Here is a 24,725-nt window from a genome sequence, read left to right as displayed (position 1 = left end):
TAAAAGTGGCGTTAGAATATGGCACTTGAGTTACAAAAAAATTACAACAAACAATAGATTAATTCATCATTTAAACGGTTTATTCAATCGGTAACCACACTTGCGCATGTAATCCTCCTTCGCTGCGATTCGTTAAAATCACTTTGCCCTGATGTCTATCAACAATACGTTTGATAATCGCTAAGCCTAGACCAGAACCAACACTTCCTCGTGCAGTATCGCCTTGTGTAAATGGCTGGAAAAGTTTAGGAATTTGCTCTTCATTTATGCCTGAACCATTATCTTCGACACTAAAACCGATAAACTGTCCGTTAAACTGTGAACTGATTTTGACCCAGCCGTTGCCGTAGCGGTAGGCATTTTCTACCAAATTGCTAATCACACGTTTTATGGCGACACCTTGCATAGGTATGTTAGGGCATTGGCTTAAATCAGAATCGATATTGCCTTCTCGGTTCGATTCCGCTTGGATCACATCTTGTATCAGGTCGTTGATCTGCTCTAACTCGCGGGTGCCTTCTTGATCTTGTCTAATATAAGAGATGAACTGATTGATGATGGCGTCCATATCTTCGATATCATTCACAATGCCATCTTTTAGGTACTGATCTTCTTCCACCATCATTTCAGAGGCTAACCGAATGCGGGTAAGTGGCGTGCGCAGATCGTGAGAAATACCAGCCATTAAGAGTGCGCGATCTTGTTCTAGCTGCCTCATGCTGTGAGACATTTGGTTGAAAGTATTGGTTACTTCAACAATTTCGGTTGATCCACTTAAAGGTAATGGTTCAGGGTAATCACCACGGGATACCGCCGTTGCGGCTTTTTGCAAACGTCGCAGCGGGCGATTTTGCTGACGAGCAAACCACCATCCCCCGGCAACACTCAATGCACCAATTACCATAAGATACAAAGTTAGCGGAGATAGATTTTTTTCATTAAGCCCGGTGAGTGGAACTTTTATCCAAATAGAAGGCGCTTGAGGGGGGCGGATCCAAATTTCAAATTCTTCACCTTGGGCAATACGTACTTCAGCTTCGCCGCCTAAGTATTCAGACATTTGTGATGATAAAAAGCTGTAGTAGGTTGCGCGTTCTATACCGGCTTGGCGAGCTTGTTTTTGATTATAAAAATGCATGGTGTCATCGCGCACCTTGGCATTTAATGCGTCCACCATAGTTAAGTGTTCGCGACCAATATCTACGCCATCAACAAACAGCAATTTTACTTGTCGAGCAATAAGTTGGTTTATCTGTTGGTAGCTAGGTTTTATAAAATAAACGGCAACAGAGATGTAAGATACAAGCTGATTAGTCAGCAGCAAACAGCCAATTAACATTACTGTTTGGCTGAAAGAACTGCGTGGCAGAAGGCGCTGCCACCATCGTCTGTTTAAAGGCATTTTACTTGCTTAAAATTACTTACGTGACTGGCCATCTGGCACAAATACATAGCCCAAGCCCCATACGGTTTGAATATAACGCGGGTTGGCTGCATCTTTTTCAATGAGTCGACGCAGTCGAGACACCTGCACGTCAATAGAGCGTTCTAGTGCTGAGTAGTCACGGCCTCGAGCTAGGTTCATTAGTTTGTCGCGTGATAAAGGCTCGCGTGGGTGGCTCACTAAGACCTTGAGTACCGCAAACTCACCGCTAGTTAATGCAATACTTTCTTCACCATGGTGCATCTCACGAGTGGCCAAGTTTAAAGAATACTCACCAAAAGTGATCTCTTCTTCTTGCAGTGTTGGTGCGCCTGGGACCTCAGGTGTCTGGCGACGCATTACTGCCTTAATTCGCGCTAACAGTTCCCTTGGGTTAAATGGTTTAGGCAAATAGTCATCGGCACCTAACTCTAGACCGATAATTCTATCTACTTCATCGCCCTTGGCTGTAAGCATTACAATAGGTATAGGGTTACCGGTTTGGCGTAGTCGACGACAAATAGAAAGGCCGTCTTCACCGGGCAGCATAAGATCTAATACAAGTAAGTGAAAATTCTCGCGTTCTAATAAGCGGTCCATTTGTTCTGCATTGGCTGCGCTACGCACTTGATAACCTTGCTCCATCAAGTAGCGCTCTAACAACGCACGTAATCTCATATCATCGTCAACAACGAGAATTTTAGAGGTTTCTTGTCCCATGCTTAGGTCCCTTATTGCTATCGATAGGCGTGTAAATAATCGCTACCTAGCTTATTTGTTATTAATCTTATGTGCTTGCTTAATATAGCGTCTTTGCTAATTAAATGACTAGTTAGATTTCAATTAGTTCAGTAACTAAGCATGACTATATTGATGCAAAACTTTTAATTTCATGAATTATAATGTTTTTTATAGCGTATTGTTGCCGGTTAAATTGTAACAAATTAGCTGCTTTGTTGAATATCGATGCAATAATGCTAGTTATAGCTAGCTGTGGGGTAAAAAAGTGCATTGGCCATAAGACCATTGCAACATAGCAAACTAACAGAAATTTAGCGTTAGATAATGCTGTTGTTTATAGTCTGGAGCTTGCTATTGCGCTAGAGTAGGGCTAATAGCCTCGGCTAAAACCTCGATTATCTTAGTTACCATAATTATAGAAAGTAGAACCTATGAGAACCGCAATCGTTACCCGTGAAGGTTTCGAAAAATTACAAAAAGAACTAAATTATCTTTGGCGTGAACATCGACCTGAAATCACTAAAATTGTTAGTTGGGCTGCTAGTTTAGGCGATAGAAGTGAAAATGCTGACTACACATTTAATAAGCGTAAACTGCGTGAAATCGACCGTAGGGTTAGATATTTGCGTAAAACCTTAGAAAATGTGCAGGTTGTTGACTATTCCCCTGCGCAAGAGGGCAAGGTCTTTTTTGGTGCTTGGGTTGAAATCGAAAACGATGATGGCAATAAACTGCAGTTTAAAATTGTTGGTTATGATGAAATTTTTGGCCGCAAAGACTATATCTCAATTGATTCGCCAATGGCGCGGGGTTTGTTGAAGAAAGAAGTCGATGACGAAGCGGTGATCAAGACGCCAAACGGTGAACAAGTTTGGTATATCAATCGCATTTCCTATCAAGGCTTCGAGTAGATTCTTTGGTTTCTGTGAAACGTGTGCCGCGGATCCGCGGCGCAAATAGCATAATTGTCTTAGTATTAGCATTAACCAAAGCCATAGGCTGTGGTATCTTTGGCAAAATCCCCTTTATCAACTAGGCTCGACCTCTATTTATGCAAAATATTGCACAGCTCATCGCTGAAGAACTTAACGTTCGCCAGCAACAAGTTACCGATACTATTTCATTACTCGACGATGGTGCGACGGTGCCGTTTATTGCCCGTTACCGTAAAGAAGCCACTGGTGGCTTGGATGATGCGCAGTTACGCACATTGAACAGTCGTCTTAGTTACTTACGTGATTTGAATGATCGTCGTAATGTGATTTTGTCGAGCATTGAAGCTCAAAGTAAGTTAACGCCTGAGCTGAAAGCTGCAATTAACGCTGCAGATAGTAAAACTCGCCTAGAAGATTTATACCTTCCTTATAAGCCGAAGCGTCGCACTAAAGGCCTCATTGCGATAGAAGCCGGTATTGAACCACTAGCAGATTTCTTATTAGCCAACCGTCAAGCTGATTGTGAAGCTGTCGCGGCTGACTATATTAATGCAGCTGCGGGATTTGCCGATGCTAAAGCAGTGCTTGATGGCGCACGTTTTATTCTAATGGAGCGCTTTGCTGAAGACGCTGAGTTACTGCAAAAAATTCGTACTCAAGTAGAGCAAAATGCAGTACTTGAAAGCCGTATGTTGAAGGGAAAAGAAAAAGAAGGCGCCAAGTTTAGAGATTACTTTGAGCATTCTGAAAAGCTAACTAAAGTACCATCGCACCGCGCATTGGCAATGCTTCGTGGCCGTAATGAAGGTATGCTCAGCTTAAATATCAATGCAGATCCGCATCAAGATGCCAAGCAAGCCAGCTATTGTGAAGTGATTATTATCGACCACTTTAAGCTTGGTCTTAGTGATTCTAAAGTTGATACTTGGTTAAAGACTGTGGTTGCTTCGACTTGGAAGGTGAAGATTGCATTACAGATGGAAACCGAGTTTCTTGGTCGTATGCGTGAAACTGCTGAACAAGAAGCGATTAAGGTGTTTGCTCGCAACTTAGGCGATTTACTGATGGCTGCTCCTGCTGGTGCCAAAGCAACGCTAGGTTTAGATCCGGGTCTACGCTCAGGCGTAAAAGTTGCTATCGTTAACGATACGGGTAAGTTAGTTGCGCACACGACTATTTTCCCGCATGCACCGCAAAATCAGTGGGATAAGTCAGTAAGAACTTTATCTAACCTAGTTAAAATGCATAAGGTTGAGTTAATTGCGATTGGTAACGGCACAGCATCACGCGAGACCGATAAGCTAGCGGCTGATTTGATTAGCCAAGTTAAAGCTGATTTGCCAAGATTGACCAAAATAATGGTTAGTGAAGCGGGTGCATCGGTTTACTCTGCATCTGAACTAGCCTCTGAAGAATTTCCTGATATCGATGTATCGATCCGTGGCGCGGTTTCAATTGCGCGTCGCTTACAAGATCCATTGGCTGAACTTGTTAAAATCGAGCCAAAAGCGATTGGTGTTGGCCAGTATCAGCATGACGTTAGCCAAAGTCAGTTATCAAGCTCGCTAGAAGCGGTTGTAGAAGATTGTGTAAACGGCGTGGGTGTTGATGTGAATATGGCATCTGCAGCGCTACTTGCACAAGTTGCAGGTCTCAACAAAACCTTAGCTCGCAACATAGTGACTCACCGTGATGAGCAAGGGCGCTTTAACAACCGCAAAGCGCTACTTAAAGTTGCACGTTTAGGCCCTAAAGCTTACGAGCAAGCAGCAGGTTTCTTGCGTATTACAGAGGGCGATAACCCGCTTGATGGCTCATCTGTTCACCCAGAGGCTTATGCATTGGTAGAGTCAATTGCTAGCGCTAAAGGGGTATCAGTGGCTGAAATCATCGGTAATTCCGAGTTACTAAAAGCACTTGAAGCCAAAGATTTTATTACTAGCGAATTTGGTTTACCGACTGTAACCGATATCTTGACGGAACTTGATAAACCGGGACGCGATCCTCGTGGTGAGTTTAAGACTGCGACCTTTAAAGAAGGCGTAGAAGAGATTAAAGATCTTAAGCTGGATATGATCTTAGAAGGTGTGGTGACTAACGTAACTAACTTTGGTGCCTTTGTTGATGTGGGTGTACACCAAGATGGTTTAGTGCATATTTCGTCAATGACAGACAAGTTTATTGATGATCCGCACAAGGTCGTTAAAGCTGGTGACATCGTAAAAGTTAAAGTGATGGAAGTGGATGCTGAGCGTCGCCGTATCGGACTGACTATGCGTCTTGAAGATAAGGCTAGTGATGCGCCTAAGAGTGCCCCACGCCCTGCAAGCAACCATAGTAAAGGTGCCCCTAATAAAGGCGCAAATCAACGCCCGCAGCAAAAGACCCACAAACCTAAGCAGCAAGCGAATGCCGCTATGGGTAACGCCTTTGCTGACGCTTTCGCTAAATTGAAAAAGTAACGCGTAAAGCCCGATATTGATGGCAATAGCTGCCAGATAAAATATTCAGCTAAATAAAAAACCGACAACTAAGCTTGTCGGTTTTTTTATACCGTTTCTAAAAAAATTAGAGTCGTCAATAAGACGCCAATAGTGTTCGCTAACGTAAAACTTTACGCGGTTTCTAAAAAAACAGGTTGTGAATTTGGCTCGGTTCGTTGTTGATAAAAGGCTTCAATATGTACACCGAAAGCTTGATAGAACTGTAGAGTTTCATTTGGCATTGGCTGCTTGGGAGAGTTTTTCTCAGCATTCGGTGCTGCTTGCCCGGGTAACTTTATATCACTACGTTTTAGTGGTGCGCGTTGGCTTAATAGCTGCTTTAGGTTTAGAGCTTGATTCTGTTTTTGCTTTTCTTGGCCTGATTGTTCTTGCTGTTGTGACTGACGCTGTTGTTTGTCTTGCACTGATTCGCGCAGTTTAGCTTGAGTTTGGGTTTGGTCGGCAGTACGTTCATGCTGCGGACTAAAGGCACGTTCTTCATGGCCTTTGGTCGGCTGTTGTGGCGGAATAATCGGTGGCCGTTGTTGGCTATCCGTGCGCGCGGAATCAGTTGCGGCATTGGATGTCGCAATTGGCACATTAGGATAGTTAGTGACCACTAACATTTTATAAGCTCGCCCTATTCACTAATTAACATTTGCGTTTAAATATTAATCAATTTGGGCTTGGAAATAAAGTATTACTCGATCTGTAATTACTTGTATTAAATCAGCTTAGGTTAATGCTATTTGCTTGAGTGTTAAGCCAGAGCAAGTAGCCTTCAATAAACTCTGCTGTATGGCTAATAAATGGTGCATGTGAGGCTTTAAGCATTAGCAGATCTTGGCTATTTTCAAGTTGTGGTATGGATTTCATTACGCGGCGAGGCACTAACCCGTCCAGTCGGCCCCATACTCTTAACCAAGGCTGCTTTATTTGAGTTAGTTCAGCCCGAAGATCAACGGTTTCAAGCATTCCTAAACCTTGGGCTAGCGCAGTGTGTTGTGCTCGTGGGCGAGCGAGTACTAACTCACGCAGTTGTTTAATGTCTGCTTTGGCTGTTTGGCTGCCCATGGCTTGAATCGCTAAGAATCGCTCGACGGTTTTATCGAGATCTTGGGTTAATTGGCTGGCAAATTGCCCTAACACTTCAGGCGGGATCCCCGGCCAATCTTCCCGTGCCATAAAGCAAGGTGACGATGCTATGGTACATAGGGCGCTCACTCGCTTTGGGTAATGAATAGCCGCAAGTGTTGCCACTAGGCCACCGAGCGACCAGCCAGTCCAAATTGCGGTCTCGGGCAGCTGTTGCATGATGGCTGTAAGCCAGTTTTGAATATCGCCCGCTACAACTTGGCTATTACCAAATCCCGGCAGATCGACATAGTGGACTCTATACTCTGCTAAAGCATCTTTTAAAGGTGTAAATACGGCGCTGTTAACACCCCAACCATGGAGGATGACGAGATCAGGGCCTTGGCCAATTGATTCAATGTGTAGCTGATTTTGATTCATATCGATCTCGCTGGGTGTACAGATAATAGAAAAGGACTTCACCTATCAACAAAATACCTTGCAGTAGATGGCTTGCGGCTATGTTACCCAATCGCTGTTTGATGTGCCATCAACATATCGTCTCGGATCACAGTGGTTTATGTGCAGTATGTTTGAAAGCATGTTGTTATCAAACGGAGATCTGCTTAGGCTGTGGCAAAGAGTTAACATTACCCATGGCTTTGTGCGGAAAATGCATGCTGTCAGATCCAATATTAGTGATTGCTCCGTGTCGTTATCATGATGGGATTGGCCACTGGGTCGGGCAGATAAAATATCAGGCTCAATTTGCAGTGATTGAGGTGCTGGTTGAGGCACTTGTGTTGCGACTAATTTACTTAGAGCGGTTAGGGTTAGTTGAGCTACCACAAGTATTAATACCCGTGCCACTGCACCGTAATCGGCTGCGACAAAGAGGTTTTAATCAGGCTTGGATTATTGCTAAAGCGCTGTCTAAACGCCTTAATATTCCATTAATCGACGATATGCTCTTTCGCGTCCGAGATACTAAGCCTCAAGCTGGGCTGAGTGGTAAATTGCGCCGTAAAAACCTACAAAGTGCATTTGAGCTTACAGATGAGTTTAACTGGCAGCGAGTGGCCTTGATTGACGACGTGGTGACAACGGGTACCACGGTTAAGGAGATCGCTAAGCTGTTTCAATACAAGCATGTTCAAGTGCAGGTATGGTGCCTCGCTAGGGCTGAGGCACCGGGCGTAAAGTAACTGTGCTCTTAATGTAAAGCAGGGATAAAGTAGAGTGCATTGGCGTAAACTTTCTCACTGCCTAGCCAGATATTTCTAAACAGCAAATTGTCTGCAAGTGCGACGACAGCGCCGTTATTGCGTGACTCAACAATAATTGCTGCACTGTTGCTAAAACTACTTTGATACTCTCGGGCTAAATAGCCACTTAATAAGGGTTGTGATGCATACTTGGCTGCCACGCTAAAGTCGCTATTGACTTGCGAAAACCCAGACACCTTATTTTTCAATACAGGTAATCTATCGCTACGTAAACCAAAATTGATAGGGTGGCTAGTATCGAGTTTAAGCTCCAAAATTGCACCGCCAATGGCTTGTTTTGCGCGGAATTGAGACTTTTCATCGAATGTGAGTCCTTCAGCATCAAACAATTGCTTATAAAAACGATCGCTACGTAAGTTAGTTTTGAGCAGGTTTGATCGACTTAGCCAATTGAGCGCACCTTTCTGCGCGATGACCACGCCGCCTTCGCTGGCAAATTGCCCGAGCTTCCGCGCAAAGCGCTCGTCTAATGTTTGGTAGCGTCCATCGGCCAGCAGCACATGGCTATAATCGCTGAGCTTAATGGTTTCAAGTTGATTAATGTCGACCATAGTTGTGGCAACACCTAAAGTGTTGTCGAGGTAATACCAAAGCTGCCCAACTTCAGATATTGAGGTGCCTTTACCGCTGATGATAAGCGGACGAATAGGCTTAATCAGTTTGAAATCGGGGCTACCAAGATCGATTCCTGCGCTTGCTGAGCTGGTATTCGTGGCGATAACCTCAACTTGCAATTGTAGACTAAGTTCTGCGACTCGTTTAATAATCTCACTCGATGAAAATTTATCCTGTTTGAGTGGAATTTGCAGGCTGCCAGCAGAAAAGTCGATGTTTTGACTATCTTGTTTGATGCTAAAAGGTTTGGCGGCAAACTTCACTAGCATGCCCTGTTCTAGTAGCTGTTGCAGCAGTAAAACGGCTTGGCTTTGACGCCAATCAACCAATAAAGCGACGGCTTTGTCATCTAATTTATTAGCGCTGAATATTGGCGCAGTTTGGCTTAGTACACTTAATTCGAGTTTAACGTTACGGCGTAAAGTTAAATCAAAAGCGTGTTGTAAGTTCCAGGTAGAGATATCATAAAAGGTTGGGTCGACAAACTCAGTTCTGTCATCAAACATGGCTTTTAAGAGCGATGACTGTGCTTGATTATTAGGGATAAAAATACTGCTGTTGACCTCAAAATCAACACCACCTTGAGATAGTGGGTTAGTAAGATAATAATATTCAATTTGGTGTTGGTCGAGCAGTTGAGTCAGTACTTTTATCCGACCACTATCATGTTCGGTACTCATTAATAGCCCAGCTTGACGCGGCTTTTTCTTTATCGCCTTTTGATGTTTTTTATCAAAAAACTCGGCTTGATATTCCTCTAGATCAGATTTTAGTGCCAACGCGCCTTTTAGGCTTGAAATCGACGTTGCGTATTGGTTGTCGATAGCTTCCTGCATAGTGACTAAACCATTTACCGAGTCTTGTTGTTGGCCGCGGGCACTTGCTTGTTCAAACAGCACGCCTATTGCGCCATTAATGTCGGGGTAGGTAGAGCCTTTGCCATAGAAAAAGTCATCGAATAGCTGTCGACTAAAATAAGACTGCTTTTGGGTGTCCAGTTCAGCTTGATGATATGCAGCTAACTTGGCAGTGAGTTTTTGGTTTGCAGCGGGCGTCAGTGGGTGCGTTCTATCGGGAACGCCGGGTTGGAAAAAGTAAGTGTTGTTATGGCCCATTTCATGAAAATCGCCAACATAATGGGGTTGCCAGCGGTGAAATAGCGCAACGCGACCTTGGGATTCTGGATGACGCAGAAATAGCCAGTCACGGTTAAGATCGGCTAAGTAGTGGTTACTTCTGCCTGATGGCCAACCTTGTTTATGCTCTTTATGGTTGGGATCGCTAACCGCCACTTTGCCTGCATAGCCATTAGCCCACGTTGAAAAGCGATCAAGTCCATCGGGGTTTTGGCTTGGAGTGATAAGTACGACGGCGTTATTCAGTAGATCGGTTACCCATTTCTCTTCACTGGTGGCGAGCATATGGCTAAGTTTTAATGCGCTGTGAGCGCCGCTAATTTCATCTCCATGAATTGAGTAAGCTAGCCAAATAATTAATGGCCCACCTTGTTTCGCGCCATATTTTACTTGTTGGCGCTGCGCTAAGATATCATCGAGTTTGGCTTGGTTTTCAACCGAGGTAATCACTGCGGTAAGCTGCTTTCTTACCTCATGGCTAACGCCTGTATCTTCGAGAGACACTCTCGGGTTTTGTTGAGCGATTTGCTGCAGGTAGTAATTGATTTGGTCGTGACGTAATAGGCGCTCGCCAAGTGGATAACCGAGAAACTCCTCTGGACTTATCGTTGCAACGCCATAGAGTGGATTGTCGGTTAGACGCGTCTTCTTCGCTTCAGCAAAAAAGGCGGGTAACATCAAAAAAGCGCACAAAACAACAAGACCGATTCTTAACATGGAGTTTTTCGTTATATTTATAATATTGTTGTTAAATTAACAGCTCGTAGGCGACAAAACCACTCTAGGGGAAGATAAAAAACTGTGACCTGATTCGTGTTAATTCTTAATCTGTGAGCATTAGGGGCTACAAAGGAATGCAGAGTAAGAGTATTATAGGGCTAATTCTTACTAAAACACTCAGGTTTATCCCTGACGGAGCATGTTTTCATGATTACCATTTCCGAAGCAGCTCAGGCGCATTTTGTTAAATTGTTATCAGATCAGCCTGAAGGAACTCACATTCGAGTATTTGTTATCAGCCCTGGCACTGCGCAAGCTGAGTGTGGTGTATCTTATTGCCCACCAGATGCTGTTGAAGCTGACGACACTGAGCTAGAGTTTAATGGCTTTAATGCCATGGTTGACGAAAAGAGCGCTCCTTTCCTTGAAGAAGCGACAATCGACTTTGTAACTGACCAGCTAGGTTCACAACTAACATTGAAAGCACCTAACGCTAAAATGCGTAAAGTGTCTGACGATGCGTCACTACAAGAGCGCATTGAGTACGTTATCCAGTCTGAAATCAACCCACAACTTGCTAGCCACGGTGGCAACATCATGTTAGTTGAGATCACTGAAGACGGCATCGCTGTTCTGCAGTTTGGTGGTGGTTGTAACGGTTGTTCAATGGTTGATGTGACGCTGAAAGATGGTATCGAGAAGCAACTACTTGATATGTTCCCAAGCGAGCTAACAGGCGTTAAAGACGTGACTGAGCACCAGCACGGTGAGCACTCTTACCAGTAATACTCTTGTATTATGTGCTATAAAAAACGCGACGCTAAGCTTTAAGTTTAGGTCGCGTTTTTTTATGTCTGATTTTTATATTGGTAGCGCTGCTATTAGCTTAGTGCTTGTCTTAGTCTAAACCAGTAATGCAGCGATAAAGACACACTGCGCGCTAACATAAAGCAGCTCATTGCCGCCCAAAGTGCATGGTTGCCTTGTGCCTGTAGTAAGTACCACACCGGAAAAAACACACCAAACGTCGATAAGATCATGCTATTACGCATGATGCTGCCTTTGGCGGCGCCAATATACACACCATCAAACAAGTAAGATCCAAAGGCCAATAACGGCAGGAACACCACCCACAACAAGTACTGCTCAGCAACGGCTTGCACCTCGGTTAAGCTGGTCAACATGCTGATGATGTTGGAACCTGCTAAGGCAAAAAACAGCGTGAAGCCAAGAGCCGCGATCGCTGACCATGCCCAAGCTAAGGTGACAGACTCCTGCATTAAACGGCTATTTTTCTGCCCATAAGCTCGGCCTACCTCAGCTTCAGCGTAGTAGGCTATGCCGTCTAAGGCGTAGGAGATTAGCATTAATAAGTTGAGTAACACCGCATTGGCGGCCACTGTATTGTCGCCAAGGCCAGCACCGTAAAAAGTCATAAAGGCAAAAGACAGTTGTAAGCATAAACTACGGATAAAAATATCGGTGTTTAAGCTCATTAGCTTGCCGTAGCTCTGCAGTGATAGCTGCTTAGCCACTGTAAATAGTTTAAAGTCACCTAGTTTACTAAGCTGGCCTTTCACCATCGTCAGTGCGACTAAGAAACCTGAAATATCAGCAAATACAGAGGCTAATGCCGCGCCTTTAACGCCCCAGCCGAGTACCAGTACAAACAGCACGTCGAGAATAATATTGACTAAGTTCGCCACAATTAGCTGCCACATGGCGGCTTTAGGTTGCTGGCGGCCGAGTAGCCAACCGAGCATCACTAAGTTCATTAGCGCAAATGGCGTAGACCAAATACGGACTTGAAAATATTCGCGGCAATAGCGCTCTACTTCTACGCTGGCATCAGACATCGCCATGGCTAAGTTTAGAATTGGATACTGCAGCGCAATGGCTGCGATACCAAACATTAATGCTAAACTTGCAGCTTGTACCAAAAGCTTAAATTGCTGTTGAGTATCATCCGCGCCGTAAGCCTGCGCGACTAATCCAGTGGTTGCCATGCGTAAAAATCCTAGCAACCACAAAATTAAGGTTATAATCGTTGACCCAACTGCCACGCCGCCTAAATAATAGGCGTTGCTAAGATGTCCAACAACGGCGGTATCGACTAAACCTAATAGCGGCACAGTGATGTTTGATAAGATCATCGGCAGCGCCAAGGCGAATAACTGTCGGTTTTTTTGTGGGTTTAACAATAAGGCAATCATTTTAGAGGTCTAATATATATGGTTAAAAACGTGTTGCTAGCGCTATTGGCGCTGACAGGTTTTTCGGCTCATGCGGCAGTGATCCTGCAGTATCATCATGTGTCCGATACAACGCCTGCGATCACCAGTGTGACGCCTGCGCAGTTTAAAGAGCAAATGCAGTACCTAGCGGAAAACAACTTTAATGTTGTGCCGCTTTCAACGGTTGTGGAGTCAATTAAGGCAAAACAGACACTGCCAGCAAAAACTATTGCGATTACTTTTGATGATGGATACCGCAGCATTGCAAATACGGCGCACCCTATTTTAAAGCAATATAAATTCCCCTACACCCTTTTTGTCTCAGTAGAGCCAATTCTTAAAGGCTATGGCGAAATGATGAGTTGGCAACAGCTAATTACTCTTTCAAATGAAGGGGCTGAAATTGCTAACCACAGCTGGAATCACGAGCACCTTATTCGTAAAGAAGGTAACGAAACTGAGGCGCAGTGGATAGCACGTATTGAAAACAATATTTTGCGCACAGAAGCTGAGATTGCTAGAGCGACAGGGCAAAACTTAAAGATGCTGGCTTACCCTTATGGTGAGTACAATCAGCAGGTTGAAGATATGCTAGCTAAACATGGCTTTGTGGCATTTGGTCAGCAATCTGGTGCAGCAGGCCCATATTCACCATTAACTGCATTGCCACGTTTTCCTGTTGCCGGTGTGTATGCAGACCTTAATAGTTTAAAGGTAAAGCTACATAGTCTAAATATGCCGGTGATAGCGCAAACCAACAGTGATCCACAATTAGTACAGGGGCAATGGCGTCCAGAGATAAAAGTGACATTGGATATGAGCGACATTAATAAGTCGCAAGTGATGTGTTTCATTCAAGGACAGGGCGCTAAGAAGCCTAATTGGATTAGTGATAACCAATTTAGTATTCAAGCTGAGCTAGACCTACCTGCTGGCCGTTCACGTTATAACTGTACCGCACCAAGTAAAAGCAAAGGTAGTTATTACTGGTTTTCACAGCCGTGGGTTCGCCCCAAATCTAACGGTCAGTGGATTGCTGAGTAATCTAGATTACTAAAATAAAAGCGCCTAATTAGGCGCTTTTTTTAGCTTGAATATTTGCCTATTAAGGCGTTTACATCATGGATCAGTTCGCTATTTCTAATCTGTGGTAATTGACCCGGTGAATGAGATTTCGGTTTAATAATCGCTACCTTTTCACCTTGTGGCGACACTAACGCAAACGACGCGCTATGGTCGACTTGGTAGTCATCGCCGTCTCCAACCATGGCATAGACAAAACCCAAACTACGAGTGATTGGAAACAATTGCTTATGCTCGCCGGTTACCGCCATAAACTCTGGATTGAAGAACTTGATGTAATTGTTCAGGGTATCGATGTTATCTCTTTGTGGATCAACAGATAGAAAGATCACTTGTACATCTTCGACTTGGTTTAGCCCTGCATAAGCTGACGTTAACTTCCCCATAGTGGTTGGGCAAACGTCAGGACATGAGGTATAACCGATAAAAAACAGACTCCACTTCCCTTGTAAATCTGCATTGCTGAAGCTATTGCCGCGTTGATCTGTGAGTGAGAACGGGGCTAAGGGCTGTGGCGTTGGGTATTCGAAACTGGTTTGCAAGTTAATCGACTGAGGTTGGTTAAGCTGCACGCTAGCATAAGCTCCTGCTGCGATTAATATGATGGCTGCAATACCCAAAATAAGCTTCATATTTGACTCCCTTTCACTACAGTGGCTTCTCAGAGGTTTATGTTTCCATCGTTAAAGCCATAAACAGTGTTTATAAATTATAGATTGGCTATACCCACAGATAGTGGTCAACTAACAAGGCGATAAATAGCAGCATTAAGTGATAGATAGAAAACTTAAATACATCCATCGCAAGCCCAGGGGTTTCATGGTATTTGAGCTGCCATGCTTTATAGATAAAGCCTGCACTGAGTAGGGTGGAACTGACAAGATAAACAGGGCCGCACATCCCCACTAATACTGGTAGCAAGCAGGCTATTGCCAGTAACACTGTGTATAGGAAAATACAGGTTTTAGTAAACTCGACACCGTGAGTTACAGGTAGCATGGGGATATCGACCTTGGCATATTCCGTTTTACGATGAATAGCCAGTGCCCAAAAGTGCGGAGGTGTCCAAGCGAAGATGATGATCACCAGTAGCAATGCATTGCCATGGAATTCACCCGTTACTGCAGTCCAACCTAGCAACGGTGGCATAGCTCCTGCCAAGCCGCCGACCACAATGTTTTGTGGTGTCGCACGTTTCAAATAAGCGGTATAGACCACGGCATAGCCAATTAAGCTGGCAAATGTTAGCCAGGCCGTGAGTGGATTGACGAGGGTGTATAGGAGCACGAAGCCTAAAATACCTAAACCAAACGAAAAGGTTAGTGCCTTAGCAATAGAGACTCTGCCTTTGGGTAAGGGTCTATTGTAAGTACGCGCCATTAAACCATCGATTCGGCGATCAATGAGGTGATTAAAGGCTGCCGCAGAACCTGCCATCATGCCGATCCCTGCCATGCCTGCAATTAATGGCGTAATCGGCACTGCGCCGGGAACCGCTAGACACATGCCGACTAACACCGTTAGCAGCATAAGTGCGACTACTTTAGGCTTGGTCATTTCATAATAGGCACGCCACTGAAACATAGGCGTTGATTGGCTGCGTGTGATTGCAATTTGTTTGGCCATATTCGGTACCTCACTGTACTCAGTAACAAAAAAGAAAGGCGTTATTTGTTGTCATTTATCGAGCCTTCCTATGCTTTGCGCCATAAGGCGTAATTGATAAAAACTAGGTTGAGCAGCAATAGCGCAGCACCAGCGTTATGGGAGACTGCAATTCCTAGCGGAAGGTTAAGCACGACATTGCTGACGCCGAGTGCAACCTGTAAAACGACCAAACCAACGAGTAACCATGCTGCATTGCGCATAATGTTTGAATTGGCATTGCGAATAAGTTTAAATGCGAGATACAAGAGTATGGCGGCTGTGATTACTGCACCAACACGGTGGGCCACATGAATGGTCATTCTGGCTGGGTAATCTAATACGCCATATTCAAAGCTGGCGTGGTCGCCTTGAAATGGTGAAAAGGCTTTTGCAAAACTGAGGTTGTCGACCCAATTACCTTCACAAATTGGCAGTGTTGTACAGGCGAGGGCAGCATAATTCGATGACGTCCAGCCGCCTAATATAATCTGTAATAACAACACTCCGATGCAGATGGCCGCTAAACCTGCGAGTTTACGCGCTGCTGTATCGCCACCGGGAATCCTTAGGGGCTTACTGCGAAGGTAGAGCAGTAACAGCAGTGAAAATAGCGCGAAGCCGCCAATTAGATGCGCCATGACTATGATAGGCATCAGTTTCATGGTGACGGTCCACATGCCTAATGCGGCTTGAAAGATAATCAAAGCAGCAATGAATATCGGCAGTTTCTTGGGAGCGTCAGTGGCTTTGAGGCTGAGTATTAAAATCAGTAAAACCAGCAACCCAAGTGCACCAGCTATATAGCGGTGGATCATTTCCAGCCATGCTTTTTCGGTTTCAACTGTATGATCAGGAAACGCTTGCTGAACTTGATTTAGTTCATGGGTTTCAGTTGGCACCTTTAGCATGCCGTAACAACCTGGCCAGTCAGGGCAACCAAGGCCCGCGTCAGAGAGTCGTGTATAAGCTCCCATCATAATCACGCACAAAGTAAACACTAAAGTGATTTTCAATAACGACTTAATCTGCATCAAAGTCCCCCTTATCCAATCCGTGAAAGCTTGAGTAGCTTACGCAGATCGGCTACTAGCGCTTTACCTTGCATGATTTGTGCTTGATGGTCTTCGGCAATCGGATAGCTCATGACTAAGCTTCCAAGCGGATCGACTATCACTAGCTCTTGTTGATTGAGCAGCTTACTAAGCTGTTTAGAGGGAGCTGCAGTTACAAAATCAAAGCCTGTTAATGCGGCGGTATCGCTGTGTTGGTTAACCATAATAATGGTGTGTACGCGATCTTGATTACGGCCAAGGGCAACATGGCTCTGCTGCAAGATGTAGAGCCTGTCTTCACAGATGGCGTCGCAATGGCTAGGTAATTGATACAACAGCTGCCACTCTTGAGGTTGAGGGTTAGCCATGGCGAGATTGGTATAGCTGATGCTATCTAATAGTTGGCCTTTATTGGTCGCTCCACCTTGGTATAAATCAAAGCTGAGTACAATCTTGGCAGCCATTACTGGCAGTACAAAAGCCAATAACAAAAGTATGAGGGTTTTCTTACCGTTCTTTTTGGGGGAGTTCATTCCATCTCCTCTTTCTGTTCTTTCATCCTTTCTAGCGCACTGACTAACGTACCTTATCAGTCTGTAATGGCTAAAAATGGTGACAATAATCCATCAAAATAATTGATCAGAATTGAGCTTCCCGGAACGGCTGGGTCGCTTAATTTCTAACCTACAGTGTCTGTATATAGTTAGCAATAGCCTATTTATTTTCTTATTTATCTGATTGTTTTAATTTACGAAACAATAGATATCCCATTAAAAATGCAAACACAGCGGCCATCGAAAACCATTGCACCGCATAGCCGTGGTGTTTTTGCGATGATAACGGGATTGGCTGCCAAGGGTGAGGATACGGGTTGTCGAGGTTATTGGGCTGCAAAACCAGATTAGCCAAAGGTTTATCAATTAACTGAGCAAGCTGGGGAATATTGAGATTCTGAATGCGCTTGGGCCAAGCGTTTTCAGCCATTAACTCTGAGCTCATCGGGTTTATCTGCTTCTGATAAACCCGCCCCTCTAGCGTGATAGGCTGACTGATGGAGTCTACGTCAGGCAATTGTGAACGATTTAACCCCGCAGGAACAAAACCTAGCTCGACGAGCAGCCAAGGCTGAAGCTCTTCTACTTGCAGTGCTTGCAGTGCAAGGTAACCGACTCGACCTTGATAGATTTGGTTATCGAGTAAAAAAATATCACTCGAGACAGGAGTGACTGTAACACTAAGTTTAAAGCCAGTTAAAGATTCATCTTTAGCTGAATTAAGTATCTGAGAATAGCTGAGTACTGAGGCTGCTTGTCTTTGGCTTAGCTGTTGCTGCCATTGCGACTTATATTGTGCGCGTTCGAGTTGCCAAAAACCTAGCTTGACCAAAGTTGAAAACACTATCACAGTAAGAAGCACAATAAATAACCACGCAAGATTCACCTTAACACGAGGAGAACCCATGTCTGTTTTGTTTATCTTTAAAGTCGTCTTAGTATTACTACTGCTATTCATACTGTTTAATCTAGGTCGCGCCCTATTTATTATGGTGAAAGGAGAACAGACAGTCCCGATGAGCCAATATTTAGGTAGACGGGTACTGTTCTCTGTTTTAGTTGTTGTCTTGCTGCTGGTGGCATTAGGGTCTGGCGTAATCAGCCCTAACGCCAGACCTTACTAAAGATTCAGTTCTATCTTTTACAATACGTAAACAAAGATAAATAGACATAACCAAACCACATCTACAAAGTGCCAGTACCAAGCGCCAGCTTGGAAGGCAAACTGCTTATCTGGGGTGAAATGCCCCTTGAGCACTCTAAAGAACAGCACAATCAAGAATACAGTCCCCAAGGTAACGTGCATGCCGTGAAAGCCGGTTAACAGGAAGAATGTATTGCCGTAAACGCCCGCATCGAGAGTCAGTCCCATCTCTTGGTAAGCATGGATATACTCTTCAGCCTGTAAAAATAAGAACCCAATACCCAGTAAAATGGTTAGCCCTAGCCAAACCGTTAGCGCCTTACGTTTATCTTGTTCAAGCCCGACATGAGCAAAGTGTAAGGTTACCGATGAGGTTAACAGGATTAAGGTGTTATACAGGGGCAGTCCCATCCAGCCCATAGCTTGGGTGGTGGTACCATCGGGTGTCGTGACCAGCGGCCAAACTGCTTCGAAAGTGGGCCATAACACTTCATTGGTCATAGCGTTGTTTGAAGCGCCACCTAACCAAGGCACTGCAATCATACGCGCATAAAATAGTGCACCGAAAAAGGCAGCGAAGAACATCACTTCAGAGAAAATAAACCAGCTCATCCCTTGTCTAAATGAGCGATCCATCTGCTTTGAATAGAGTCCAGCCATCGATTCGGCAATGACAGTTCTAAACCAGCCAAAGATCATAAAAATGATCACAGCGATCCCTGCCAGCAGAATATAACCGCCGCTGGTACTGTCGGTCTTTAATTCTGATACATAGCTGCCAGCACCAAACGCGATTAGAAATAGGCCGATAGCCCCAATAATCGGCCAAGCGCTCTGGGCGGGAACATAATAGTTTTCATGTTTTTCTATAGTCATCTTGCGGCTCCTTGCTCTACAGCAGTGCTGGCGACATAGCCCTTGTCGGTGATGTTGTAGAGGGTATAAGAGAGGGTCAAGGTTGATATTGAATCCGGTAACTCGGGATCCACAAAAAATATCAGTGGAAGATCAGCTTCGGCTTGGGCCGTTAATACTTGCTGATTGAAACAGAAGCATTCCGTTTTGTTAAAGTAGGCGGCGCCTTGTCCTGGCGATACTGACGGAATTGCTTGGCCAACAATATGTTTAGCAGACAAATTTGTCGCAACAAAATGGGTCCGAATAAGCTCACCGGGGTGAACTTGCATAGTGTTGACCTCAGGTTTGAAGGTCCAAGGCATGTCGCTTTGTACCTGAGACACAAACTCAACGGTTATGCTTCTGCTTTTATCGATGACGACGGGCTGATAAACGCTAGCGGTACTTTGGGTTTTGCCATTAATCCCCAGCGCGTCGCACAGCACATCGTATAAAGGAACAAGCGCAAACCCAAAGCCGAACATGCCCAGAGAGCTAAAAATTAGCACTATGATCAGTTTCTTATTAGATTTACGCTGTAACTTATCCATGTTTACTTCACCTCTGGCGGTGTTGTAAATGAATGGTAAGGCGCAGGACTTGGAATGGTCCATTCCAGACCTTCTGCTCCTTCCCATGGCTTAGCTGGCGCTTTCTCCCCACCGCGAATACATTTAATCACCACGGCTAAGAAAATCAGCTGTGACAGACCAAAGGCAAACCCACCAATCGACACAATTTGGTTAACGTCGGCAAATTGAATCGCATAATCTGGGATCCGTCGTGGCATACCGGCAAGCCCGAGGAAATGCATCGGGAAGAACAATACGTTTACTGAGATCACTGAACACCAAAAGTGCCAGCGGCCTAGGCTTTCGCTGTACATGTTCCCGGTCCACTTCGGCAGCCAATAATAGGCTGCAGCCATGATGGAGAATATCGCCCCAGTGACCAGCACATAGTGGAAATGCGCCACCACAAAGTAAGTATCGTGGTATTGGAAATCCGCAGGGGTGATTGCCAACATGAGTCCGGAGAACCCACCGATAGTGAACAAGATGATAAAGGCGACCGCAAATAACATAGGGGTCTCAAAGGTAATTGAGCCTCGCCACATAGTGGCTACCCAGTTGAACACCTTTACGCCCGTTGGCACCGCAATCAACATGGTGCAATACATAAAGAACAGCTCTGCAAACACCGGCATACCTGTGGTAAACATATGGTGCGCCCAAACCAAGAACGACAAAATAGCGATACTGGCGGTGGCGTAAACCATCGACGAATAACCAAATAAGCGTTTACGGCTAAAGGCGGGCACAATGGCGGAGATGATACCGAATGATGGCAAAATCATGATGTACACTTCTGGGTGACCAAAGAACCAGAAAATATGCTGGAACATGACTGGATCGCCACCACCGGCCGCATCAAAAAAGCTGGTGCCAAAGTATTTGTCGGTAAGTACCATGGTGACCACGCCCGCAAGTACTGGCATCACAGCAATCAATAAGAATGCGGTGATAAGCCAAGTCCATACGAATAGCGGTAGCTTCATCCATGTCATGCCCGGCGCGCGCATATTAACGATGGTTACGACTACGTTAATCGCACCCATAATTGAGCTTATGCCCATAATATGCACCGCAAATACAAACAATGCTGTGCTGTCTGGACTATAGGTGGTCGACAAAGGTGCGTAGAAGGTCCAGCCAAAGTTAGGTCCGCCTCCTTCCATAAATAGTGAGCTTAGCAGGATCGAAAATGCAAAAGGCAAGATCCAAAAGCTCCAGTTATTCATCCGCGGTAGCGCCATATCTGGCGCACCAATCATCATAGGAATTAACCAGTTAGCCAAGCCTGTAAAGGCCGGCATTACCGCGCCAAATACCATGATCAAACCATGGACTGTGGTCATTTGGTTAAAGAAGTTAGGCTCGACTAATTGTAAGCCGGGTTGAAATAGTTCTGCTCGGATCACCATTGCCATGGCGCCGCCGGTGAGGAACATGATGAAACTAAACCATAAATAAAGCGTACCGATATCTTTATGGTTAGTGGTTAATATCCAGCGCATAATGCCTTTCGGCGCCCCATGATGGTGGTCATCATGGTGATCGTCGTGAGCGGCTGGTGAATCTTGTGTAATTGTGCTCATTTACATCCCCTACTTAGCGTGACCATCGACATCAGTTGCCTGTACGGCATCACCTGAGTTATTACCCCAAGCATTTCGTTCATAGGTAATCACTGCGGCTATCTCTTGTGGCGTTAACTGCTGCGCAAACGCCTGCATAGCAGTGCCCGGTTTACCATTAATCACAATCTCAAGATGGTCGGTAACAGGCCCTTTAATAACAGGACTACCAACGAGCGATGGGAATGCGGGTGGTAAGCCTGCACCTGTGGCTTGGTGGCAAGCAACGCAACTGGTCATGTAGACTTTCTCGCCCATGGCCATCAGTTCATCCATGGTCAAATCATCTAGCACCACTGCGGCAGCTGTTGCGGCAACAGCCTCGTTCTCTAACGATTGAGTATCATCTAAGGTGGCGGGGAGGGTTGTTGGTGTGCCTGTATCGTTAGCACTTGAATCGGCAGCATCATCAGTTGCAGCGTTACCATTTGCATTGATATCGGCAGCTTGCACCATCTCACCGGAATCATTGCCCCAGGCGTTACGCTCAAAGGTCACTACTGCCGCAATTTCAGTTGCAGTGAGCTGTTGTGAAAACGCCTGCATTGCAGTACCAGGCTTACCGTTGACCACAATATCAATGTGACCAGAAACTGCGCCTTTGATCATTGGACTGCCAATAAGTGATGGGAAAACACCAGGTAGGCCGGCACCATTAGGTTGGTGACAGGCGGCGCAGCGAGCCATATACACTTGCTCACCTTGACTCATTAGCTCTTCCATTGTCAGAGTTTGCGACAAGGCGGCTTGGGCTGCAGCTTCAGCGTTACTGGCTTCTTGCTGTTGGGCGATTAGCCAAGCGTCAAAGTCTTCTTCTGATAAGGCTTCAACCACAATGGGCATAAAACCGTGGTCTTTACCGCATAGCTCAGCACATTGACCACGGTAGATCCCAGGTTTATCAATCTTGGTCCATGCTTCATTAATAAAACCGGGATTAGCATCTTTTTTAACGGCAAAAGCGGGTACCCACCAAGAGTGAATAACGTCTTCAGAAGTCATTAAAAAGCGCACTTTACGGTTAATAGGCAACACTAATGGCTTATCAACTTCCAGTAAGTAGTTTTCGCCTTTAGTTGCATTGCCTTCAATTTGGTCCCTCGGAGTCGAAAGTAAACTGAAAAATGATATGTCTTTATCGAAGTAGCTGTAATGCCACTTCCATTGGGAACCCGTCACTTTAATGGTGAGATCGGCATTACTGGGATCTTCCATAGCAATCAGTGTTTTGGTTGCCGGAATGGCCATACCGATAAGAATAATGAAAGGCACAACAGTCCATAAGATCTCGACTTTAGTGCTTTCGTGAAAATTGGCGGCAACAGCGCCTTTAGATTTGCGGTGGTTGATCATGGCATAAATCATTACGCCAAATACCACGATACCAATAGCACAACAGATGTAGAGAATTATCATGTGGAGGCTGTAGACCTGACCACTGATATCCGTAACACCTTTTGTCATATTAAGCGGCATTTCTGATGCAACAAGCGCGGGCGTAAATAGTAGCGCTAGCACACTATACAACAATTGCTTCACTAGACTTCTCCTCTGTCAACAAGACAAAGAAGAGTCACACAGTAAGTCTCTGCTCTATGTAAACTCTTCAGTTCCCAAAAAAGCAACGATGACTTCAAAGTGCGCGAGTGGTTTTGTCAAACTTGTCGTACTAACTTAATTACGACAGCGACTATTGTATATTCAGTATTTACTACTGCTTTGTATCACCACATTGGCACCTACGGCTGAAATATATCAGGCCGATTTCAGTCTCAATTTGAATCATAATTTGTTTGTTATCAAACTAAAGACCGACGACTAAATCGTTCGGATATAACAAAATATCGTTGTTATCACTTCCTACACTACTTGGTGTTTAAATATTGATCAAGATCACTTTTCGATTGATTTACCGAATAACGGAAATAAAAAAGCTCTCATATGAGAGCTTTTTTATTACTGTATTTCTTTACTAGAAAGAATAGATTAGCAAGGTTAGCAACAAAATTTATTAATGGATGCCACCAAACAGAGAAGCTTGTGAAAAAGCATTATCCTGTATGTTAATTGCGCTACTTGGTAAGTGACCATTTACATTTTCAGTATTATTATCGAGAGTGTTCTCGATAATAATGCCTGCTGCACGAGCACTTTTTGCTACAATTTGTAATCGTCTGCTATCGCGAGCATCAAGTGAGGATGTCCAAGTAATCACTGCACTAGAAGTGCCGCTAGTTAACGCCTTTTCCATTGCCCATAAGGTTTCAACTTCATCTTTTGCGTGGACTAATAATATTCTGTCCATACGCACACCCGCTGCGGCTAACATTTGTTTATAACCAATATTTGGCGGGCTAATGAGTACAATCCAGCGACCCTGTTGGCTTAGCTGCGAAAGCTGTGCACTAATCTGTTTCAGTTCATCACGGCCTTGGGTTTGGGTAACCATAGTCGTGATGTCGTTGATAGGATTGTTTGCCAATGTGGTCGATGGCATATCTTGCCAAAGACCTGGGTGGCGCGGGCTTGTTCCCATTAGTTTATTCATTGCCAGTCTCCATTGCGGATCACACCAACAGCTAAACCTTCAATGCTTAAGCTTTGGTTTGCTAGATCCACTTCAATTGGTGAGTAGTCTTCGTTTTCAGCGTGTAAGAAAACTTTATTGCCCTTTTTCTCAAAACGCTTAACGGTAACATCGTCTTCGACTCGTGCTACAACAACCTGACCATTTCGAGCCTGCTCTATCTTATGCACAGCTAACAGATCACCTTCGAGAATACCGATATTCTTCATGCTGTCACCGCGCACTCGCAGTAAGAAGTCTGCAGCAGGACGGAACATTGCTGGGTCAACTTGATAATGTTGTTCAACATGTTCTTGAGCCAGAATAGGTTCACCCGCAGCCACTTGGCCGATAAGTGGTAAGCCTAAATCCGCTTCTTCAGTGCTTTCTTGGGTTAATTTAATACCACGCGAAGTGCCCGGCATAATTTCAATGCAGCCCTTTTTGGCTAGCGCTTTTAAATGCTCTTCGGCAGCATTGGCAGATTTAAAACCTAAACGTCGTGCTATCTCGGCACGGGTAGGTGGCATGCCTGTATCAGCAATATTACGTTTAATTAGCTCTAAAATTTCTGCTTGGCGTGGTGTTAGTGGTCTCATTATTAACCCTGTCTTTCTATACAGTACCTGTCAGTATATACAGTAATTTTATGAGTGCAAGTAATAACCAGATATAACTTTTTTCTAGGTGTGGGATCCAGTTTCAAATGAAATAAATCCAGCGATATGAAATTGATAACTTCTATCTCATCCGATATCCACTAGAGAGGTACTCGGTAATTGGCTTAACAGCCGTTTGATGCCGGTTAGCGTCCTTAATTGGTTGAATAGATCAGTTTCATTGTCGCCGGATTGCTGCGGATAATTTCATGTTATCGCGGTAAGAAACAATGTAGTTATGCGGATTCTAGTCGTTAAACTATTGATTTAACATTAGAG

Annotated in this window: 23 protein-coding genes; 6 read left to right on the top strand and 17 right to left on the bottom strand. The window is 44.6% G+C overall.

All coding sequences use genetic code 11. The features are described 5' to 3' along the window. Positions 1-79: 79 nt before the first annotated feature. Entirely contained in the window at positions 80-1,402 is a 1,323-nt protein-coding gene (gene envZ / locus L2747_RS14910) for a two-component system sensor histidine kinase EnvZ (protein WP_248999806.1), read from the bottom strand. Positions 1,403-1,417: 15 nt separating this feature from the next. After that, entirely contained in the window at positions 1,418-2,143 is a 726-nt protein-coding gene (ompR, locus tag L2747_RS14905; RefSeq protein WP_248999805.1) for an osmolarity response regulator transcription factor OmpR, read from the bottom strand. A 452-nt stretch (positions 2,144-2,595) separates the two neighbouring features. Between ompR and greB the strand changes: the two genes are divergently transcribed. Then, entirely contained in the window at positions 2,596-3,075 is a 480-nt protein-coding gene (greB, locus tag L2747_RS14900) for a transcription elongation factor GreB (protein ID WP_220778305.1), read from the top strand. A gap of 140 nt (positions 3,076-3,215) precedes the next feature. After that, entirely contained in the window at positions 3,216-5,561 is a 2,346-nt protein-coding gene (locus tag L2747_RS14895; RefSeq protein WP_248999804.1) for a Tex family protein, read from the top strand. 152 nt (positions 5,562-5,713) lie between these two features. Here the strand turns inward: L2747_RS14895 and L2747_RS14890 are convergent, their stop codons facing one another. Both L2747_RS14890 and bioH read right to left on the bottom strand, forming a co-directional pair. Continuing rightward, positions 5,714-6,208, bottom strand: a complete 495-nt coding sequence (locus L2747_RS14890) for a hypothetical protein (protein ID WP_248999803.1) — start codon at positions 6,206-6,208, stop codon at positions 5,714-5,716. A 103-nt stretch (positions 6,209-6,311) separates the two neighbouring features. After that, positions 6,312-7,097: a pimeloyl-ACP methyl ester esterase BioH gene (gene bioH, locus L2747_RS14885; protein WP_248999802.1), complete on the bottom strand. Its 786-nt coding sequence runs from the start codon at positions 7,095-7,097 to the stop codon at positions 6,312-6,314. 80 nt (positions 7,098-7,177) lie between these two features. On the opposite strand from bioH, the gene L2747_RS14880 reads away from it, so the two are divergent. After that, positions 7,178-7,861 (top strand): ComF family protein, encoded by a 684-nt coding sequence (locus L2747_RS14880; protein ID WP_248999801.1) that lies wholly within the window; start codon positions 7,178-7,180, stop codon positions 7,859-7,861. An 8-nt stretch (positions 7,862-7,869) separates the two neighbouring features. Here the strand turns inward: L2747_RS14880 and L2747_RS14875 are convergent, their stop codons facing one another. Further along, the gene (locus L2747_RS14875) at positions 7,870-10,410 is read right to left on the bottom strand and encodes a M14 family zinc carboxypeptidase (protein WP_248999800.1); all 2,541 of its coding nucleotides are present in this window, start codon (positions 10,408-10,410) and stop codon (positions 7,870-7,872) included. Positions 10,411-10,620: 210 nt separating this feature from the next. Here L2747_RS14875 and nfuA point away from each other — a divergent pair, with 210 nt between their 5' ends. Further along, positions 10,621-11,199: a Fe-S biogenesis protein NfuA gene (gene nfuA / locus L2747_RS14870; protein WP_220778295.1), complete on the top strand. Its 579-nt coding sequence runs from the start codon at positions 10,621-10,623 to the stop codon at positions 11,197-11,199. 95 nt (positions 11,200-11,294) lie between these two features. On the opposite strand, the gene L2747_RS14865 is transcribed toward nfuA, so the two are convergent. After that, positions 11,295-12,626, bottom strand: coding sequence for an MATE family efflux transporter (locus tag L2747_RS14865; RefSeq protein WP_248999799.1), 1,332 nt, complete (start codon positions 12,624-12,626; stop codon positions 11,295-11,297). Between the two features lie 18 nt (positions 12,627-12,644). Between L2747_RS14865 and L2747_RS14860 the strand changes: the two genes are divergently transcribed. Next, positions 12,645-13,691 carry a polysaccharide deacetylase family protein gene (locus tag L2747_RS14860; RefSeq protein WP_248999798.1) on the top strand — a complete coding sequence of 349 codons (1,047 nt, stop codon included), beginning with the start codon at positions 12,645-12,647 and terminating at the stop codon, positions 13,689-13,691. 41 nt (positions 13,692-13,732) lie between these two features. Here L2747_RS14860 and L2747_RS14855 read toward each other — a convergent pair whose 3' ends face one another. The 5 genes from L2747_RS14855 to L2747_RS14835 all read right to left on the bottom strand — a co-directional run bounded on the left by L2747_RS14855 (position 13,733) and on the right by L2747_RS14835 (position 17,890). Continuing rightward, the gene (locus tag L2747_RS14855) at positions 13,733-14,362 is read right to left on the bottom strand and encodes an SCO family protein (RefSeq protein ID WP_248999797.1); all 630 of its coding nucleotides are present in this window, start codon (positions 14,360-14,362) and stop codon (positions 13,733-13,735) included. Between the two features lie 88 nt (positions 14,363-14,450). Next, entirely contained in the window at positions 14,451-15,356 is a 906-nt protein-coding gene (gene cyoE / locus L2747_RS14850; protein ID WP_248999796.1) for a heme o synthase, read from the bottom strand. Between the two features lie 68 nt (positions 15,357-15,424). Beyond that, complete coding sequence (locus L2747_RS14845) at positions 15,425-16,408, bottom strand: COX15/CtaA family protein (protein WP_248999795.1); 984 nt, start codon at positions 16,406-16,408, stop codon at positions 15,425-15,427. An 11-nt stretch (positions 16,409-16,419) separates the two neighbouring features. Next, a complete protein-coding gene (locus L2747_RS14840) occupies positions 16,420-16,962 on the bottom strand; it encodes a hypothetical protein (protein WP_248999794.1) in 543 nt (180 codons plus the stop codon). A gap of 193 nt (positions 16,963-17,155) precedes the next feature. Beyond that, positions 17,156-17,890, bottom strand: a complete 735-nt coding sequence (locus L2747_RS14835; RefSeq protein ID WP_248999793.1) for an SURF1 family protein — start codon at positions 17,888-17,890, stop codon at positions 17,156-17,158. Between L2747_RS14835 and L2747_RS14830 the strand changes: the two genes are divergently transcribed. Continuing rightward, complete coding sequence (locus tag L2747_RS14830) at positions 17,889-18,107, top strand: DUF2909 family protein (RefSeq protein WP_248999792.1); 219 nt, start codon at positions 17,889-17,891, stop codon at positions 18,105-18,107. The two genes, L2747_RS14835 and L2747_RS14830, sit on opposite strands and share 2 nt — an antisense overlap. A gap of 17 nt (positions 18,108-18,124) precedes the next feature. Here the strand turns inward: L2747_RS14830 and L2747_RS14825 are convergent, their stop codons facing one another. From L2747_RS14825 to lexA, 6 genes are all read right to left on the bottom strand, one after another. Further along, positions 18,125-19,003, bottom strand: a complete 879-nt coding sequence (locus tag L2747_RS14825) for a cytochrome c oxidase subunit 3 (protein WP_248999791.1) — start codon at positions 19,001-19,003, stop codon at positions 18,125-18,127. Further along, a complete protein-coding gene (locus tag L2747_RS14820) occupies positions 19,000-19,575 on the bottom strand; it encodes a cytochrome c oxidase assembly protein (RefSeq protein ID WP_248999790.1) in 576 nt (191 codons plus the stop codon). Before L2747_RS14820 ends, L2747_RS14825 begins: the two co-directional genes overlap by 4 nt. Before the next feature lie 2 nt (positions 19,576-19,577). After that, positions 19,578-21,182, bottom strand: coding sequence for a cytochrome c oxidase subunit I (ctaD, locus tag L2747_RS14815; RefSeq protein ID WP_220765678.1), 1,605 nt, complete (start codon positions 21,180-21,182; stop codon positions 19,578-19,580). A gap of 9 nt (positions 21,183-21,191) precedes the next feature. Beyond that, positions 21,192-22,760 carry a cytochrome c oxidase subunit II gene (gene coxB / locus L2747_RS14810; protein WP_248999789.1) on the bottom strand — a complete coding sequence of 523 codons (1,569 nt, stop codon included), beginning with the start codon at positions 22,758-22,760 and terminating at the stop codon, positions 21,192-21,194. A gap of 472 nt (positions 22,761-23,232) precedes the next feature. Continuing rightward, positions 23,233-23,769: a cell division inhibitor SulA gene (locus L2747_RS14805; protein ID WP_248999788.1), complete on the bottom strand. Its 537-nt coding sequence runs from the start codon at positions 23,767-23,769 to the stop codon at positions 23,233-23,235. Next, on the bottom strand, positions 23,766-24,386 hold the full coding sequence (gene lexA / locus L2747_RS14800; protein WP_248999787.1) for a transcriptional repressor LexA: 621 nt from the start codon (positions 24,384-24,386) through the stop codon (positions 23,766-23,768). The genes L2747_RS14805 and lexA overlap by 4 nt, the downstream gene beginning before the upstream one ends. Positions 24,387-24,725: the final 339 nt, after the last annotated feature.

This window comes from Shewanella marinintestina (genome assembly GCF_023283845.1).
Lineage (GTDB): Bacteria > Pseudomonadota > Gammaproteobacteria > Enterobacterales > Shewanellaceae > Shewanella > Shewanella marinintestina.
Note: the sequence above shows the minus strand (reverse complement) of the source record. Positions and strands in the feature narration are given on the sequence as shown.